This is a genomic window from Streptomyces luteolus, assembly GCF_029968015.1.
Lineage (GTDB): Bacteria > Actinomycetota > Actinomycetes > Streptomycetales > Streptomycetaceae > Streptomyces > Streptomyces luteolus.
This window is the reverse complement of record NZ_JASCIS010000015.1, coordinates 91,080-106,432: the sequence shown is the minus strand read 5'-3', so window position 1 is coordinate 106,432 and position 15,353 is coordinate 91,080. Positions and strand designations below refer to the sequence as shown.

Below are 15,353 nucleotides of genomic sequence, written 5' to 3'. Positions count from 1 at the left end.
TCGTCCGGCCCGTGTGCGGGGGAGCGCGCCGGAGCGATGCAGTTCCTGGCCCAACTCCCGTTCCAGGACGGCGTGACAGCGGCGTTCGGGCGAGACGCCCGCCTGCCCCTCCTGGCACGCCCCCATGACGTTCTCGGCATCGCTAGAAGAGGGCCACGACCACCGGACCGCGGCCAATCTCGGTGGCGGCGGCCGGAGTTATGCCTTCGGCTGCGTGCCGTGCGGAGAGGCGCCCTTCCGGTGGCAGCGCAGACGGCAGCGCAGACGGCAGTGCTCGCGGCAGTGCTCGCGGCAGTGCTGACCGCCGCCGCGCAGTGGGGCCGAGCCATGCACGGGTAGCCTTTCCGCCCGTGACCTCCACTTTGATCTGGATCGCGGTGGCCCTCTTCGCGATCGGCCTCTACCTGAGCTGGACGGCGGGCCGTCTCGACCGGCTGCACGCGCGCATCGACGCCGCCCGCGCCGCCCTCGACGCACAGCTGCTGCGCCGGGCGTCGGTCGCGCAGGAGCTGGCCACCTCGGGCGTGCTCGACCCGGCGGCGTCGATCGTGCTCTACGAAGCGGCGCACGCGGCCCGGCAGGCGGAGGAGGAACACCGCGAGGTCGCCGAGAGCGAACTCAGCCAGGCCCTGCGGGCGATCTTCGCGGAGCCCGGCCAGATGGACGTCGTACGGGAGGCTCCCGGGGGCGAGGACGCCGCGAGCGAACTCGCCCAGGCCGTCCGCAGGGTGCCGATGGCCCGCCGCTTCCACAACGACGCCGTACGCGCGGCCCGCGCCCTGCGCAGGCACCGCAAGGTGAGGTGGTTCCGGCTCGCGGGACACGCGCCGTTCCCGATGGCCTTCGAGATGGACGACGAACCGCCGACGGCCCTCGCGGACCGGCCCAACTCGTAAGGACCCCGCGAAGCGGTACGCGGTACAGGCCCCTGGCCTGCGGCTCTGTCCCCTCGCGGGAAAACTCGCGGGGAAAATGAGCCACTGCCTCACCATTGGCCCTTGTAGTGGCCTGAAGCGGACGGTTGGCTGCGGAGCAGCAAGTTTTCCCTTCCCTCCAGTGAGGTCACCCGTGTCCAGCACGCCCACCACCAGCACCCAGCAGGCCACCGACACCCCCGCGACCGGCACCGCGCGCGTGAAGCGCGGCATGGCCGAGCAGCTCAAGGGTGGCGTGATCATGGACGTGGTCACCCCGGAGCAGGCGAAGATCGCCGAGGACGCGGGCGCCGTCGCCGTCATGGCCCTGGAGCGGGTGCCCGCCGACATCCGCAAGGACGGCGGCGTGGCCCGGATGTCCGACCCGGACATGATCGAGGGCATCATCGAGGCCGTCTCCATCCCGGTCATGGCCAAGTCCCGCATCGGCCACTTCGTCGAGGCGCAGATCCTGCAGTCGCTCGGCGTCGACTACATCGACGAGTCCGAGGTCCTGACCCCGGCCGACGAGGTCAACCACAGCGACAAGTTCGCGTTCACGACCCCCTTCGTCTGCGGCGCCACCAACCTGGGCGAGGCCCTGCGCCGCATCGCCGAGGGCGCGGCCATGATCCGCTCGAAGGGTGAGGCCGGCACCGGCAACGTCGTCGAGGCCGTCCGCCACATGCGCCAGATCAAGAACGAGATCGCCCGCCTGCGCGGCTACGACAACAACGAGCTGTACGCCGCCGCCAAGGAGCTGCGCGCCCCGTACGAGCTGGTCAAGGAGGTCTCGGAGCTCGGCAAGCTGCCGGTCGTGCTGTTCTCCGCCGGTGGCGTCGCCACCCCCGCCGACGCCGCCCTGATGCGTCAGCTCGGCGCCGAGGGTGTCTTCGTCGGCTCCGGAATCTTCAAGTCCGGCGACCCGGCCAAGCGCGCCGCCGCCATCGTGAAGGCCACCACTTTCTACGACGACCCGAAGATCATCGCCGACGCGTCCCGCAACCTGGGCGAGGCCATGGTCGGCATCAACTGCGACGAGCTCCCCGAGACCGAGCGTTACGCGAAGCGCGGCTGGTAACACCCATGAACACCCCTGTGATCGGCGTCCTGGCACTCCAGGGCGACGTACGGGAGCACCTCATCGCCCTGGCCGCGGCGGACGCCGTGGCCAGGCCGGTGCGGCGCCCCGAAGAGCTCGCCGAGGTCGACGGACTCGTCATCCCCGGCGGCGAGTCCACCACGATCTCCAAGCTGGCCGACCTCTTCGGCCTCGCGGAGCCGCTGCGCGAGCGGATCAGGAACGGCATGCCGGTCTACGGCAGCTGCGCCGGACTGATCATGCTCGCCGACAAGATCCTCGATCCGCGCTCCGGCCAGGAGACCTTCGGCGGCATCGACATGATCGTGCGCCGTAACGCCTTCGGGCGGCAGAACGAGTCGTTCGAGGCGACCGTCGAGGTGGCCGGCATCGGCGGCGTGGAGGGCGTCTTCATCCGCGCCCCCTGGGTCGAGTCGGTCGGCGCCGCCGCCGAGGTGCTCGCCGAGCACGACGGCCACATCGTCGCCGTGCGCCAGGGCAGCGCCCTCGCCACGTCGTTCCACCCGGAGCTCACCGGTGACCACCGCGTCCACGAGCTGTTCGTGGAGATGGTGCGGGAGAAGCACCCGGCAGGGTCCCGGTAGGATCTCTGTCGTTCGTACGGAGATTGGTTACGCGAAGGAGACAGGCAGATGTCCGGCCACTCTAAATGGGCCACGACTAAGCACAAGAAGGCCGTGATCGATGCCAAGCGCGGCAAGCTCTTCGCGAAGCTGATCAAGAACATCGAGGTCGCTGCGCGCATGGGCGGTGTCGACATCGAGGGCAACCCGACCCTCTTCGACGCCATTCAGAAGGCCAAGAAGCAGTCGGTCCCGAACAAGAACATCGACTCCGCGGTCAAGCGCGGCGGCGGCCTGGAAGCCGGCGGCGCCGACTACGAGACGATCATGTACGAGGGCTACGGGCCCAACGGCGTGGCCGTCTACATCGAGTGCCTCACCGACAACCGCAACCGCGCGGCGTCCGACGTCCGCGTCGCGATGACCCGCAACGGCGGCTCGATGGGCGACCCGGGCTCGGTCGCGTACCTCTTCAACCGCAAGGGCGTCGTGATCGTCAACAAGGGCGAGCTCGACGAGGACGACGTCCTCGTCGCCGTCCTGGAAGCGGGCGCGGAGGAGGTCCACGACCTCGGCGAGAAGTTCGAGGTCGTCAGCGAGGCCACCGACCTGGTCGCGGTCCGCTCCGCCCTGGTCGACGCCGGCATCGACTACGACTCGGCCGAGGCCAGCTTCCTGCCCACCATGCAGATCGAGCTGGACGAGGAGGGCGCGCGCAAGATGTTCAAGCTCATCGACGCCCTCGAGGACAGCGACGACGTCCAGAACGTCTTCGCCAACTTCGACGTCTCCGACGAGATCATGGCGAAGGTCGACGCCTGATCGCGCACTGTGCGCCGCACGGCGAACTCCACTTCACGGCAAGGGCCGACGGGACACACGCCCCGTCGGCCCTTCCCTCTGCACCCGTTGTCAGTGGCAGCCGATAGCCTGCACAAACAGATGAGCGAAGGAGGGGTGGCGTGCGTGTGCTCGGTGTGGACCCAGGTCTGACCCGCTGCGGCGTGGGAGTCGTCGAGGGCGTCGCGGGCAGACCCCTCACGATGCGCGCCGTCGGAGTCGTCCGCACGTCCGCCGACGCCGAGTTGGGACACCGCCTCGTCGCCATCGAGCAGGGCATCGAGCATTGGCTCGACGAGCACCGGCCCGAATTCGTCGCGGTGGAGCGGGTGTTCAGCCAGGACAACGTCCGTACGGTCATGGGCACCGCTCAAGCCAGCGCCGTCGCCATGCTCTGCGCCTCGCGCCGCGGTATCCCCGTCGCCCTGCACACGCCCAGCGAGGTCAAGGCCGCCGTCACCGGCAGCGGCCGCGCGGACAAGGCTCAGGTCGGCGCCATGGTCACCAGACTGCTTCGGCTCGCGGCGCCGCCCAGACCCGCCGACGCGGCGGACGCCCTGGCCCTCGCCATCTGCCACATCTGGCGCGCCCCCGCGCAGAACCGACTCCAGCAGGCCGTTCAGCAACAGGCAGCCCTGCAAGCATCGAAAGGCCGTACGCCATGATCGCCTTCGTCAGCGGACCCGTCGCCGCTCTCGCCCCTGATTCAGCGGTGGTCGAGGTCGGCGGAATCGGCATGGCCGTCCAGTGCACGCCCACCACGCTGTCCGGCCTGCGCATGGGCCAACAGGCGAAACTGGCCACGTCGTTGGTGGTGCGCGAGGACTCCCTCACGCTGTACGGCTTCGCCGACGACGACGAGCGCCAGACCTTCGAGCTGCTGCAGACCGCGAGCGGTGTCGGCCCGCGCCTGGCCCAGGCCATGCTCGCCGTGCACAGCCCGGACGCGCTGCGGATGGCGGTCACCACCGGTGACGAGAAGGCGCTCACCGCTGTCCCCGGCATCGGCAAGAAGGGCGCCCAGAAGCTCCTCCTGGAGCTGAAGGACCGCCTCGGCGAACCCCTCGGCACCGCGGGCCCCGCGATCGGCACGGCCGTCACCGCCGGCTGGCGCGACCAGCTGCACGCGGCCCTGATCGGCCTCGGATACGCCACCCGCGAGGCCGACGAGGCGGTCGCCGCCGTCGCCCCGCAGGCCGAGGCCGCCGAGGGCACCCCGCAGGTCGGCCAGCTCCTGAAGGCCGCCCTGCAGACCCTCAACCGGGCTCGCTGACCGGGCCGGGGGCCACCTGATCCGGTCATCCCCGGCGACCCCGGCCGCGTACCCGCAGACGCACACGCAGACGCACACGCAGACGCACACGCACACGCACACCTCATACGAACGCACCCACAACCCCGAGGCCTCCACCGTGAACTGGGACTCCACACCGACCGACACCGCCGCCGACGGCCGCCTCGTCGGGGCCGCCGCGGACGGCGAGGACCAGGCCGTCGAGGCGGCCCTGCGGCCCAAGTCCCTGGCCGAGTTCGTCGGCCAGGAGCGGGTGCGCGAGCAGCTCGACCTCGTCCTCAAGGCCGCGCGTCAACGCGGCGCCACGGCCGACCACGTCCTGCTCTCGGGCGCCCCCGGCCTCGGCAAGACCACACTCTCCATGATCATCGCGTCCGAGATGGAAGCCCCGATCCGCATCACCAGCGGCCCGGCGATCCAGCACGCGGGCGACCTGGCCGCGATCCTCTCCTCGCTGCAGGAGGGCGAGGTCCTCTTCCTCGACGAGATCCACCGCATGTCCCGCCCCGCCGAAGAGATGCTCTACATGGCGATGGAGGACTTCCGGGTGGACGTCATCGTCGGCAAGGGCCCCGGCGCCACCGCCATCCCCCTCGAACTGCCGCCCTTCACCCTGGTCGGCGCCACCACGCGCGCCGGACTCCTGCCACCGCCCCTGCGCGACCGTTTCGGCTTCACGGCGCACATGGAGTTCTACGGCCCCGCCGAGCTGGAGCGCGTCATCAGCCGCTCCGCCGAGCTGCTCGACGTGACGATCGAGGCCGACGGCGCCGGCGAGATCGCGGGCCGCTCCCGCGGTACGCCCCGTATCGCCAACCGCCTGCTGCGCCGCGTGCGGGACTACGCCCAGGTCAAGGCGGACGGCATCGTCACCCGAGAGATCGCCGCCGCCGCCCTGAAGGTGTACGAAGTGGACGGCCGCGGACTCGACCGCCTGGACCGCGCGGTCCTCGAAGCCCTGCTCAAGCTCTTCGGCGGCGGCCCCGTCGGTCTGTCCACCCTCGCTGTCGCGGTGGGGGAGGAGCGTGAGACCGTGGAAGAGGTCGCCGAGCCCTTCCTCGTAAGAGAGGGACTTCTCGCCCGTACGCCCAGGGGGCGCGTCGCCACCCCCGCGGCCTGGGCCCACCTGGGGCTCACGCCCCCACAGGGCGGAGGAACGGGAGGAACGGGGCAAGGGGACCTGTTCAGCACCTGACGGCGCGGATGGTCGCGGGGCCAGGAACCCCAGTGCCATGCTGAGCGTTGTTCCTTAGGCGCGGGCTCGCTTAGACTCCGCCGATGCCGCCCCTCCCGGGCGGCGTGCCCACCCCCAATACACAGGCCGCTCAACGCGCGGTCGCGCGAAGGAAAATTACGTCCCGTGGATATCGTGACCTTCCTCCCGTTCATCGTGCTCATCGGGGCCATGTTCCTGATGACGCGCTCCGCCAAGAAGAAGCAGCAGGCGGCCGCGAAGATGCGCAATGAGATGCAGCCCGGCACCGGCGTCCGCACGATCGGTGGCATGTACGCCGTCGTCAAGGAGGTCAACGACGACACGGCCACCCTCGAGGTGGCGCCCGGTGTCCACGCGATCTACGCCAAGAACGCGATCGGCGCGGTCCTCGACGACGAGGAGTACAACCGCATCGTCCACGGCGCCGAGCAGGACTTGAAGTCGGACACCCCCGTCGTGCCGGACGACGCCTCCTCCCTGACCCAGGACGGCGAGCCCGCCGCCTCCGACGACGCCCCCGTGGACCTCGGCAAGAAGGACGCCGGTGCCGAGACGGACACCGACGCCGAGAAGGCCGTCGAGGCCGACGCGGACGCGCCGAAGAAGGACGAGGACGCGCCGAAGAAGACCGACGGCGAGGCCGACGCGAAGTAGTCACGGCCGAGGACCGCGGAGCGCCCCGAGCGTCCCGCGGTCCTTCGGGCGTGCTGGCTTCGTCCGGTTTCACCCCCCACCACTTCATGGCCGCCCACGGCGCGTGTTCGGGTTCCGGGCGGTTGGACAGGGAGAAACGACAAGGTGGCAGCACCGAAGAAGGGCCGGAGGCCGAGCGGCCAGGGCAAGCCGGGCAGGGCCCTCGCGCTGATCCTGATCGCCATGGTGGCGCTGACCGGAGGGATGTTCTTCTCCGGTCACACCACTCCGCGCCTGGGCATCGACCTCGCGGGCGGTACGAGCATCACGCTCGAGGCCAAGAACGAGCCCGGCAAGCCGAACGCGATCAACAAGACCAACATGGACACCGCGGTCGGCATCATCGAGCGCCGTGTCAACGGCCTGGGCGTCTCCGAGGCGGAGGTCCAGACCCAGGGCGATCGCAACATCATCGTCAACATCCCCAAGGGGACCAACGAGAAGCAGGCCCGCGAGCAGGTCGGCACGACCGCTCAGCTCTACTTCCGCCCGGTCCTCACGATGAGTGCGGGCAAGCCCACCCCGGACCCCTCGTCCAGCCCGTCCCCCGACGCCTCGAAGTCCCCCGACGCCTCGAAGTCCCCCGAGGACAAGCCGAAGGCGGGCAACGGCGACGAGAAGTCCACGCCCACCGCGAGCCCCACCACGCAGGGCCGTGCCGTGACCGACGGCCTGAAGGCCGACCCCACCCCGTCTCCCTCGGAGAGCGGCAAGGGCGAGGCGGGCAAGGGCGACGAGAAGCCCTCCGCCACCGAGACGCCCAAGCCGGACGCGGCCACGAAGAAGCTGCAGGAGCAGTTCACCGCCCTCGACTGCACCAAGAAGGACCAGCGGGTCCAGACCGCGCAGGGCGTCAAGTCCAGTGAGCCCATGGTCGGTTGCGGCAAGAACGCCGTCGGCCAGTGGGACAAGTACATCCTCGGTCCGGCCGAGGTCGCCGGCAAGGACGTCGACGAAGCCAAGGCGGTCATCAACGACCGCGGCCAGTGGATCGTCACGATGAAGTTCAACAGCAAGGGCGCCGACAAGTTCTCGAAGATCACGACCCAGCTGAAGACGCAGCAGTCGCCGCAGAACCAGTTCGGCATCGTGCTCGACGGCGAGGTCGTCTCCGCCCCCAGCGTCAGCGAGACCCTGAGCAAGAGCGCCGAGATCTCCGGCAGCTTCAACCAGGAGTCCGCGCAGGAGCTGGCGAACATCCTGTCGTACGGTGCGCTCCCGCTGTCCTTCCAGGAGCAGAGCGTCACCTCGGTGACCGCGGCCCTCGGCGGTGAGCAGCTGAAGGCCGGTCTGATCGCCGGTGCCATCGGCCTCGCCCTGGTCGTCGTCTACCTCGTGGTGTACTACCGCGGCCTGTCCCTGATCGCCCTGCTCAGCCTGCTGGCCTCGGGCATCCTCACGTACACGCTGATGTCGCTGCTCGGACCGGCCATCGGGTTCGCGCTGAACCTGCCGGCGGTCTGCGGTGCGATCGTCGCCATCGGTATCACCGCGGACTCGTTCATCGTGTACTTCGAGCGGGTCCGTGACGAGGTCCGTGAGGGACGCAGCCTGCGCCCCGCCGTCGAGCGGGCCTGGCCGCGCGCGCGGCGCACCATCCTGGTCTCCGACTTCGTGTCGTTCCTGGCCGCCGCGGTGCTGTTCATCGTGACCGTCGGCAAGGTGCAGGGCTTCGCGTTCACGCTCGGCCTGACCACGCTGCTCGACGTCGTCGTGGTGTTCCTCTTCACCAAGCCGCTGATGACGCTCTTGGCCCGCCGCAAGTTCTTCGCGAACGGCCACCCGTGGTCCGGACTCGACCCGAAGCGCCTCGGCGCCAAACCCCCGCTGCGCCGCTCGCGCACCCGTCGCGTGCCCGGCTCCCTCGACCCGAAGGAGGCGTGAGATGTCGAAGCTCGGCAACCTCGGCGCCCGGCTCTACCGCGGCGAAGTCGGGTACGACTTCATCGGCAAGCGGAAGGTCTGGTACGGCGTCTCGATCCTCATCACCATCACGGCCGTCGTGGCCCTGGCGGTGCAGGGTCTGAACCTGGGCATCGAGTTCAAGGGCGGCGCCGTCTTCACGACGCCCAAGACCGAGGCCTCCGTCGCGCAGGCCCAGGAAGCGGCCGAAGAGGCCTCCGGACACCAGGTCATCGTCCAGAAGCTGGGCAGCGGTGGCGTCCGCATCCAGGTCAGCGGCGTCGACACCGCCAAGTCCGACCAGATCAAGGCAGAGCTCGCCACGGACCTCAAGGTTCCGGCGAACGACATCAACGCCGAGCTGGTCGGCCCCAGTTGGGGCGCGCAGATCGCCAACAAGGCCTGGATGGGCCTCGGCGTTTTCATGATCCTCTGCGTGATCTACCTGGCGATCGCCTTCGAGTGGCGCATGGCCGTCGCGGCCCTGATCGCCCTGATCCACGACATCACCATCACCGTCGGTATCTACGCCCTGGTGGGCTTCGAAGTCACCCCGGGCACGGTGATCGGTCTGCTGACCATCCTCGGCTACTCGCTGTACGACACGGTCGTCGTCTTCGACTCCCTGAAGGAACAGTCGAAGGGGATCACCAAGCAGACCAAGCAGACCTACAGCGAGGTCGCCAACCTCTCCATCAACAGCACCCTGGTGCGCTCCATCAACACCACGGTGGTCGCGCTCCTGCCGGTGGCGGGCCTGTTGTTCATCGGTGGCGGTGTCCTCGGCGCCGGCATGCTGAACGACATCTCGCTCTCGCTGTTCGTCGGCCTCGCCGCCGGTGCGTACTCCTCGATCTTCATCGCCACGCCGCTCGTCGCCGACCTCAAGGAGCGCGAGCCGCAGATGAAGGCGCTCAAGAAGCGGGTGCTCGCCAAGCGCGCGCAGGCCGCCGCGAAGAGCGAGTCGCAGGCCGCGGGCCAGGACGAGGAGCCGGCCGGCCCGGGCCCGGAGGACGTCGCCCCCGCCGGTGCCGCGTGGGGCGTCGTCGGCCAGCGCCGCACCCAGCCGCAGGCCCGCAACCGCGGTCGCGGCCGTCCCTCCGGGAAGCGCCGATGACCGACATCAAGGAACTGCTGCTCAGCCGGATCCGGGACGTCCCGGACTACCCGCAGGCCGGGGTGATGTTCAAGGACATCACCCCGCTGCTCGCGGACCCGACGGCGTTCTCGGCGCTCACGGGAGCCCTCGCCGACCTCTGCGTCGCGCAGGGCGCGACGAAGATCGTCGGCCTGGAGGCGCGCGGATTCATCCTCGCGGCCCCGGTCGCGGTCCGTGCGGGCGTGGGCTTCATCCCCGTACGCAAGGCGGGCAAGCTCCCCGGAGCGACGCTCGCCCAGCGTTACGAGCTGGAGTACGGCCAGGCCGAGATCGAGGTGCACGCCGAGGACCTGGCCGCGGGCGACCGCGTCCTGGTCATCGACGACGTCCTGGCGACCGGCGGCACCGCCGAGGCCTCGCTGCAGCTCATCCGCCGTGCGGGAGCCGAGGTGGCGGGCCTCGCCGTCCTGATGGAGCTCGGCTTCCTCGGTGGCAGGGCACGCCTTGAGCCCGCGCTCCAGGGAGCCCCGCTGGAGGCGCTGCTCACCGTCTGATCGCCCCCTGACCAGACGCGCTGTCCGATCACCCCTGATCAGGTTCCGGTCGTCCTCCGACCGGCACGATCGAGCCAAGGGCGGGCACCCGGCACAGTCCGGGCGCCCGCCCTTCGCGTGCCCCCGAGGCCCGACCGTCCACGGCCCTGCGGGAGGGTTATCCACAGTGGGGACGAGCCGAAGCGCGAGGATCGATACCATGGCAGTCCGGACCTGATCGGGGGGCCGGACCCTGCATGAGGAGCACTCTTGCCAGACGAGGCCCGTCAGCCACTCGCCGCCGCGCAGCCCGAGCCCGACCAGCCGGCCGAATCGGCCGCGGCGTCCGCTGCCATGCCCGCCGCGAGTGAGAAGAAGCAGGCACCCGAGCCGAAGACCGACCCGGTGGCCGAAAAGCCCCGCCCGGCGCCGAATCCCGCGCCGCCCGCCAAGGGCCCCGCGAGCCAGACCCCGGCGATGCGCCCGGCCGCGGCGAACCAGTCGCGCTCCGCCTCCTCCAACCGCGTACGAGCCCGCCTCGCCCGCCTCGGCGTGCAGCGCTCGAACCCGTACAACCCGGTGCTCGAGCCGCTGCTGCGGATAGTGCGGAGCAACGACCCGAAGATCGAGACGTCGACGCTCCGCCAGATCGAGCGTGCCTACCAGGTCGCCGAGCGCTGGCACCGAGGCCAGAAGCGCAAGAGCGGCGATCCGTACATCACGCACCCCCTCGCCGTCACCACGATCCTCGCCGAGCTCGGCATGGACCCGGCCACGCTGATGGCGGGCCTGCTGCACGACACGGTCGAGGACACCGAGTACGGCCTGGACACCCTCCGCCGGGACTTCGGCGACCAGGTCGCGCTGCTCGTCGACGGCGTCACGAAGCTGGACAAGGTCAAGTTCGGCGAGGCAGCGCAGGCCGAGACCGTCCGCAAGATGGTCGTCGCCATGGCCAAGGACCCGCGCGTCCTGGTCATCAAGCTCGCCGACCGCCTGCACAACATGCGCACGATGCGGTACCTCAAGCGCGAGAAGCAGGAGAAGAAGGCCCGCGAAACCCTGGAGATCTACGCCCCGTTGGCGCACCGACTGGGCATGAACACCATCAAGTGGGAGCTGGAGGACCTCGCCTTCGCGATCCTCTACCCCAAGATGTACGACGAAATCGTCCGCCTCGTCGCCGAGCGGGCCCCCAAGCGCGACGAGTACCTGGCCATAGTGACCGACGAGGTCCAGGCCGACCTGCGCGCCGCCCGCATCAAGGCCACCGTCACCGGCCGCCCGAAGCACTACTACAGCGTCTACCAGAAGATGATCGTCCGCGGCCGTGACTTCGCGGAGATCTACGACCTGGTGGGCATCCGTGTCCTGGTCGACACAGTGCGGGACTGCTACGCCGCACTCGGCACGGTGCACGCGCGATGGAACCCGGTCCCCGGCCGGTTCAAGGACTACATCGCGATGCCCAAGTTCAACATGTACCAGTCGCTGCACACCACGGTGATCGGCCCCAACGGCAAGCCCGTCGAGCTGCAGATCCGCACGTTCGACATGCACCGCCGCGCCGAGTACGGCATCGCGGCGCACTGGAAGTACAAGCAGGAGGCCGTGGCCGGTGCCTCCAAGGTCCGCTCGGACGCCCCCAAGGGCGGCGCCAAGGACGACCACCTCAACGACATGGCGTGGCTGCGCCAGCTCCTCGACTGGCAGAAGGAGACCGAGGACCCCGGCGAGTTCCTGGAGTCCCTGCGCTTCGACCTCTCGCGCAACGAGGTCTTCGTCTTCACGCCGAAGGGCGACGTCATAGCGCTCCCGGCCGGCGCGACCCCCGTGGACTTCGCGTACGCGGTGCACACCGAGGTGGGCCACCGCACCATAGGAGCCCGGGTCAACGGCCGCCTCGTACCGCTCGAATCCACTCTGGACAACGGCGACCTGGTGGAGGTCTTCACCTCCAAGGCGCCCGGCGCCGGCCCGTCCCGTGACTGGCTGGGCTTCGTCAAGTCGCCGCGGGCGCGCAACAAGATCCGTGCCTGGTTCTCCAAGGAGCGGCGCGACGAGGCCATAGAGCAGGGCAAGGACGCCATCGTCCGCGCGATGCGCAAGCAGAACCTGCCGATCCAGCGGATCCTCACGGGCGACTCCCTCGTCACGATGGCGCACGAAATGCGCTACCCGGACATCTCCTCGCTGTACGCGGCGATCGGCGAGAGCCATGTCTCCGCGCAGAACGTCGTGCAGAAGCTCGTCCAGGCCATGGGCGGCGAGGAGGCGGCCGGCGAGGACATCGCCGAGACGGCCACCCCGGTGCGCGGCCGCAGCAAGCGCCGCGCGAACGCCGACCCGGGCGTCATGGTCAAGGGCGTCGAGGACGTGTGGGTCAAGCTCGCCCGCTGCTGCACCCCGGTGCCGGGCGACCCCATCATCGGCTTCGTGACCCGCGGCAGCGGCGTCTCCGTGCACCGCGCGGACTGCGTCAACGTCGACTCGCTGTCGCAGCAGCCCGAGCGGATCCTCGAGGTCGAGTGGGCGCCGACCCAGTCCTCGGTGTTCCTCGTCGCCATACAGGTCGAGGCCCTGGACCGCTCCCGGCTCCTCTCGGACGTCACGCGCGTCCTGTCCGACCAGCACGTGAACATCCTGTCCGCGGCCGTCCAGACCTCCCGCGACCGCGTCGCCACGTCCCGCTTCACCTTCGAGATGGGCGACCCCAAGCACCTGGGCCATGTGCTCAAGGCGGTCAGGGGAGTGGAAGGCGTCTACGACGTGTACCGCGTGACGTCGGCCCGCAGACCGTAAGCACGTAAGCACGTAAGCCAACGAAAAGGGCTCCCGTACGCGAAGTACGGAAGCCCTTTTCGTACGTACCAGAGAGGTCCGCGGAGTCGGCCTCAGCCGCCGAACTCGTGCAGTCCCTTAAGCGCCTGCTCCAGCAGCGCCTGCCGGCCGTCGAGCTCCTTCTGGAGCTTGTCGGCGCGGGAGTTGTTGCCTTGCGAGCGGGCCGTCTCGATCTGGCCCTTGAGCTTGTCGACCGCGGCCTGCAGCTGGCCCGTGAGCCCCTCGGCACGCGCGCGTGCCTCCGGGTTCGTACGCCGCCACTCCGCTTCCTCGGAGTCCTGCATCGCCCGCTCCACGGCGTGCATCCGGCCCTCGACCTTCGGGCGGGCGTCACGCGGGACGTGGCCGATGGCCTCCCAGCGCTCGTTGATCGCGCGGAACGCGGCGCGGGCCGCCTTCAGATCGGTGATCGGGAGAAGCTGCTCGGCCTCGTCGGCGAGCGCCTCCTTGAGCTTGAGGTTCTCCGCCTGCTCCGCGTCCCGCTCGGCGAAGATCTCACTGCGGGCCTTGAAGAACACGTCCTGCGCGCCGCGGAAGCGGTTCCACAGGTCGTCCTCGTGCTCGCGCTGGGCGCGGCCGACGGCCTTCCACTCGGCCATCAGCTCGCGGTACCGCGCGGCCGTCGGGCCCCAGTCCTTGGAGTCGGACAGCGCCTCGGCCTCGGAGACCAGCCGCTCCTTGGCCTTGCGGGCCTCCTCGCGCTGGGCGTCGAGCGCCGCGAAGTGGGCCTTGCGGCGCTTGGAGAAGGCGGAGCGCGCGTGCGAGAAGCGGTGCCACAGCTCGTCGTCCGACTTGCGGTCGAGCCGCGGCAGACCCTTCCAGGTGTCCACAAGGGCGCGCAGCCGCTCGCCGGCCGCCCGCCACTGCTCGCTCTGGGCCAGCTCCTCGGCCTCGGCGACCAGGGCCTCCTTGGCGTGCTTGGCCTCGTCCGCCTGCTTCGCCTTCTGGACCTTGCGCTCCTCGCGCCGGGCCTCGACGCTCTCCACCAGCTTGTCGAGCCGCTTGGCCAGGGAGTCCAGGTCACCCACCGCGTGCGCGTCGGTGATCTGCTCGCGCAGGTGCTCGATGGCGGTCGTCGCGTCCTTGGCCGACAGGTCCGTGGTCTGTACCCGGCGCTCGAGAAGGCCAATCTCCACGACCAGGCCGTCGTACTTGCGCTTGAAGTAGGCAAGGGCCTCGTCGGGCGAGCCTGCCTGCCACGAGCCGACGACTCGCTCGCTTCCGTCGGCCGTACGCACGTACACGGTCCCCGCCTCGTCGACGCGGCCCCACGGGTCGCTGCTCACAGCGCCTCCTCCACATGATGCCTGCGCGGGGGTTGCCCGGGGCATCGTCCACAGTTTCTTCAGAGCAGCCGCACACGGCGCCCTGCACAACGCCAACATAGGCGACGAGCAGGGCGGCTGTCCGCATCCAGCACTACCCAACTTGCCCCGCTGGTCAAGACTTCCTGACGGTCGCCTTGTCGATCACCACCGTGGCGTTCGGGGCGGTATTGCCCGTGGTCGGGTCGGGTGCTGTGGCGCCCGCGTCGGCGATCTTCTTCAGGACCTTCATGCCGGACTTCGAGACCGTCCCGAAGGGCGTGTAGTCGGGCGGCAGCTGGCTGTCCTGGTAGACGAGGAAGAACTGGCTGCCGCCGGTGTCGCGGCCCTTGCCGTCCTGCGGGTTGTACTGGTTCGCCATCGCGACCGTGCCCGCCGGGTACACGTTGCCCTTGAGGCTCTTGTCCTTCAGGTTCTCGTCCGGAATCGTGTAGCCGGGGCCGCCCGTTCCGTCCCCCTTCGGGTCGCCGCACTGCAGGACGTAGATGCCCTGGTTGGTGAGGCGGTGGCACTTCGTGTGGTCCAAGTAGCCCTTGTTCACCAGGAAGTCGAACGAGTTCACCGTGTGCGGCGCGGCCGAGGCCTTCAGGTCGATGTCGATGTCACCGCAGGTCGTGGCCAGACTCATCGTGTAGTCGGCGGACTTGTCGATGCTGAGCTTCGGCTCCTTCTTGTAGCTCAGCTTCTCGACCTTGCCCGGCGCCGGCTTCTCGCACGGGTCCTTGACCGGCGGGCTGGAGGACGGCGCGGCCTCCGCGTCCGTGTTCTCCTTGCCGTCGTCGCCCGTGAAGGCGCCCGCGGCCACCGCACCGCCGCTCGCCGCGAGCACCACCGCGAGCGAGGCGGCGATGATCGCGTTACGGCGCTTCGCCTTGCGCCGCGCTGTCTCCCGCCGCTCCTGCTGACGAGCGAACTTCTCCCGGGCGAGCTGACGCCGCCGCTGATCGTTGCTGACCACCGGGTCTTCTCCTTGTACGCATCGTGAACGGTCTGACCGCCTGAGCTTGCCCCGTACCGTATATGGGTTAGCT

At 69.7% G+C, this 15,353-nt stretch carries 14 protein-coding genes; 12 read left to right on the top strand and 2 right to left on the bottom strand.

The features are described from left to right. The first annotated feature begins 350 nt into the window (after positions 1–350). The 12 genes from QIT00_RS16955 (at position 351) to QIT00_RS16900 (ending at position 12,958) form a co-directional block, all read left to right on the top strand. Complete coding sequence (locus QIT00_RS16955; RefSeq protein ID WP_282536115.1) at positions 351–896, top strand: LemA family protein; 546 nt, start codon at positions 351–353, stop codon at positions 894–896. 172 nt (positions 897–1,068) lie between these two features. Then, positions 1,069–1,995, top strand: a complete 927-nt coding sequence (gene pdxS, locus QIT00_RS16950; protein ID WP_282536114.1) for a pyridoxal 5'-phosphate synthase lyase subunit PdxS — start codon at positions 1,069–1,071, stop codon at positions 1,993–1,995. Between the two features lie 5 nt (positions 1,996–2,000). Next, positions 2,001–2,600: a pyridoxal 5'-phosphate synthase glutaminase subunit PdxT gene (gene pdxT / locus QIT00_RS16945; RefSeq protein ID WP_282536113.1), complete on the top strand. Its 600-nt coding sequence runs from the start codon at positions 2,001–2,003 to the stop codon at positions 2,598–2,600. Between the two features lie 48 nt (positions 2,601–2,648). Continuing rightward, positions 2,649–3,401 carry a YebC/PmpR family DNA-binding transcriptional regulator gene (locus tag QIT00_RS16940; protein ID WP_282536112.1) on the top strand — a complete coding sequence of 251 codons (753 nt, stop codon included), beginning with the start codon at positions 2,649–2,651 and terminating at the stop codon, positions 3,399–3,401. A 140-nt stretch (positions 3,402–3,541) separates the two neighbouring features. Further along, the gene (gene ruvC / locus QIT00_RS16935) at positions 3,542–4,084 is read left to right on the top strand and encodes a crossover junction endodeoxyribonuclease RuvC (RefSeq protein ID WP_282536111.1); all 543 of its coding nucleotides are present in this window, start codon (positions 3,542–3,544) and stop codon (positions 4,082–4,084) included. Next, a complete protein-coding gene (gene ruvA, locus QIT00_RS16930) occupies positions 4,081–4,692 on the top strand; it encodes a Holliday junction branch migration protein RuvA (RefSeq protein ID WP_282536110.1) in 612 nt (203 codons plus the stop codon). The genes ruvC and ruvA overlap by 4 nt, the downstream gene beginning before the upstream one ends. A 139-nt stretch (positions 4,693–4,831) precedes the next feature. Beyond that, a complete protein-coding gene (gene ruvB / locus QIT00_RS16925) occupies positions 4,832–5,908 on the top strand; it encodes a Holliday junction branch migration DNA helicase RuvB (RefSeq protein ID WP_282536109.1) in 1,077 nt (358 codons plus the stop codon). A gap of 165 nt (positions 5,909–6,073) precedes the next feature. Next, entirely contained in the window at positions 6,074–6,583 is a 510-nt protein-coding gene (yajC, locus tag QIT00_RS16920; RefSeq protein ID WP_282536108.1) for a preprotein translocase subunit YajC, read from the top strand. 144 nt (positions 6,584–6,727) lie between these two features. Next, positions 6,728–8,506, top strand: coding sequence for a protein translocase subunit SecD (gene secD / locus QIT00_RS16915; RefSeq protein ID WP_282536107.1), 1,779 nt, complete (start codon positions 6,728–6,730; stop codon positions 8,504–8,506). Position 8,507: 1 nt separating this feature from the next. Next, positions 8,508–9,641: a protein translocase subunit SecF gene (gene secF / locus QIT00_RS16910; RefSeq protein ID WP_282536106.1), complete on the top strand. Its 1,134-nt coding sequence runs from the start codon at positions 8,508–8,510 to the stop codon at positions 9,639–9,641. Continuing rightward, the gene (locus QIT00_RS16905; protein WP_282536105.1) at positions 9,638–10,177 is read left to right on the top strand and encodes an adenine phosphoribosyltransferase; all 540 of its coding nucleotides are present in this window, start codon (positions 9,638–9,640) and stop codon (positions 10,175–10,177) included. The genes secF and QIT00_RS16905 overlap by 4 nt, the downstream gene beginning before the upstream one ends. Before the next feature lie 249 nt (positions 10,178–10,426). After that, entirely contained in the window at positions 10,427–12,958 is a 2,532-nt protein-coding gene (locus tag QIT00_RS16900) for a RelA/SpoT family protein (protein ID WP_282536104.1), read from the top strand. A gap of 92 nt (positions 12,959–13,050) precedes the next feature. On the opposite strand, the gene QIT00_RS16895 is transcribed toward QIT00_RS16900, so the two are convergent. Both QIT00_RS16895 and QIT00_RS16890 read right to left on the bottom strand, forming a co-directional pair. Then, positions 13,051–14,283 carry a DUF349 domain-containing protein gene (locus QIT00_RS16895; protein ID WP_282536103.1) on the bottom strand — a complete coding sequence of 411 codons (1,233 nt, stop codon included), beginning with the start codon at positions 14,281–14,283 and terminating at the stop codon, positions 13,051–13,053. Between the two features lie 154 nt (positions 14,284–14,437). Beyond that, positions 14,438–15,280 (bottom strand): peptidylprolyl isomerase, encoded by an 843-nt coding sequence (locus QIT00_RS16890; RefSeq protein WP_282536102.1) that lies wholly within the window; start codon positions 15,278–15,280, stop codon positions 14,438–14,440. Positions 15,281–15,353 lie beyond the last annotated feature (73 nt).

What these genes read in the sequence shown, in the direction of transcription:
- QIT00_RS16940 (WP_282536112.1), top strand. Translation starts at nt 2,649, where the DNA reads ATGTCCGGCCACTCTAAATGGGCCACGACTAAGCACAAGAAGGCCGTG.
- pdxT (WP_282536113.1), top strand. Translation starts at nt 2,001, where the DNA reads ATGAACACCCCTGTGATCGGCGTCCTGGCACTCCAGGGCGACGTACGG.
- QIT00_RS16905 (WP_282536105.1), top strand. Translation starts at nt 9,638, where the DNA reads ATGACCGACATCAAGGAACTGCTGCTCAGCCGGATCCGGGACGTCCCG.
- ruvA (WP_282536110.1), top strand. Translation starts at nt 4,081, where the DNA reads ATGATCGCCTTCGTCAGCGGACCCGTCGCCGCTCTCGCCCCTGATTCA.
- secF (WP_282536106.1), top strand. Translation starts at nt 8,508, where the DNA reads ATGTCGAAGCTCGGCAACCTCGGCGCCCGGCTCTACCGCGGCGAAGTC.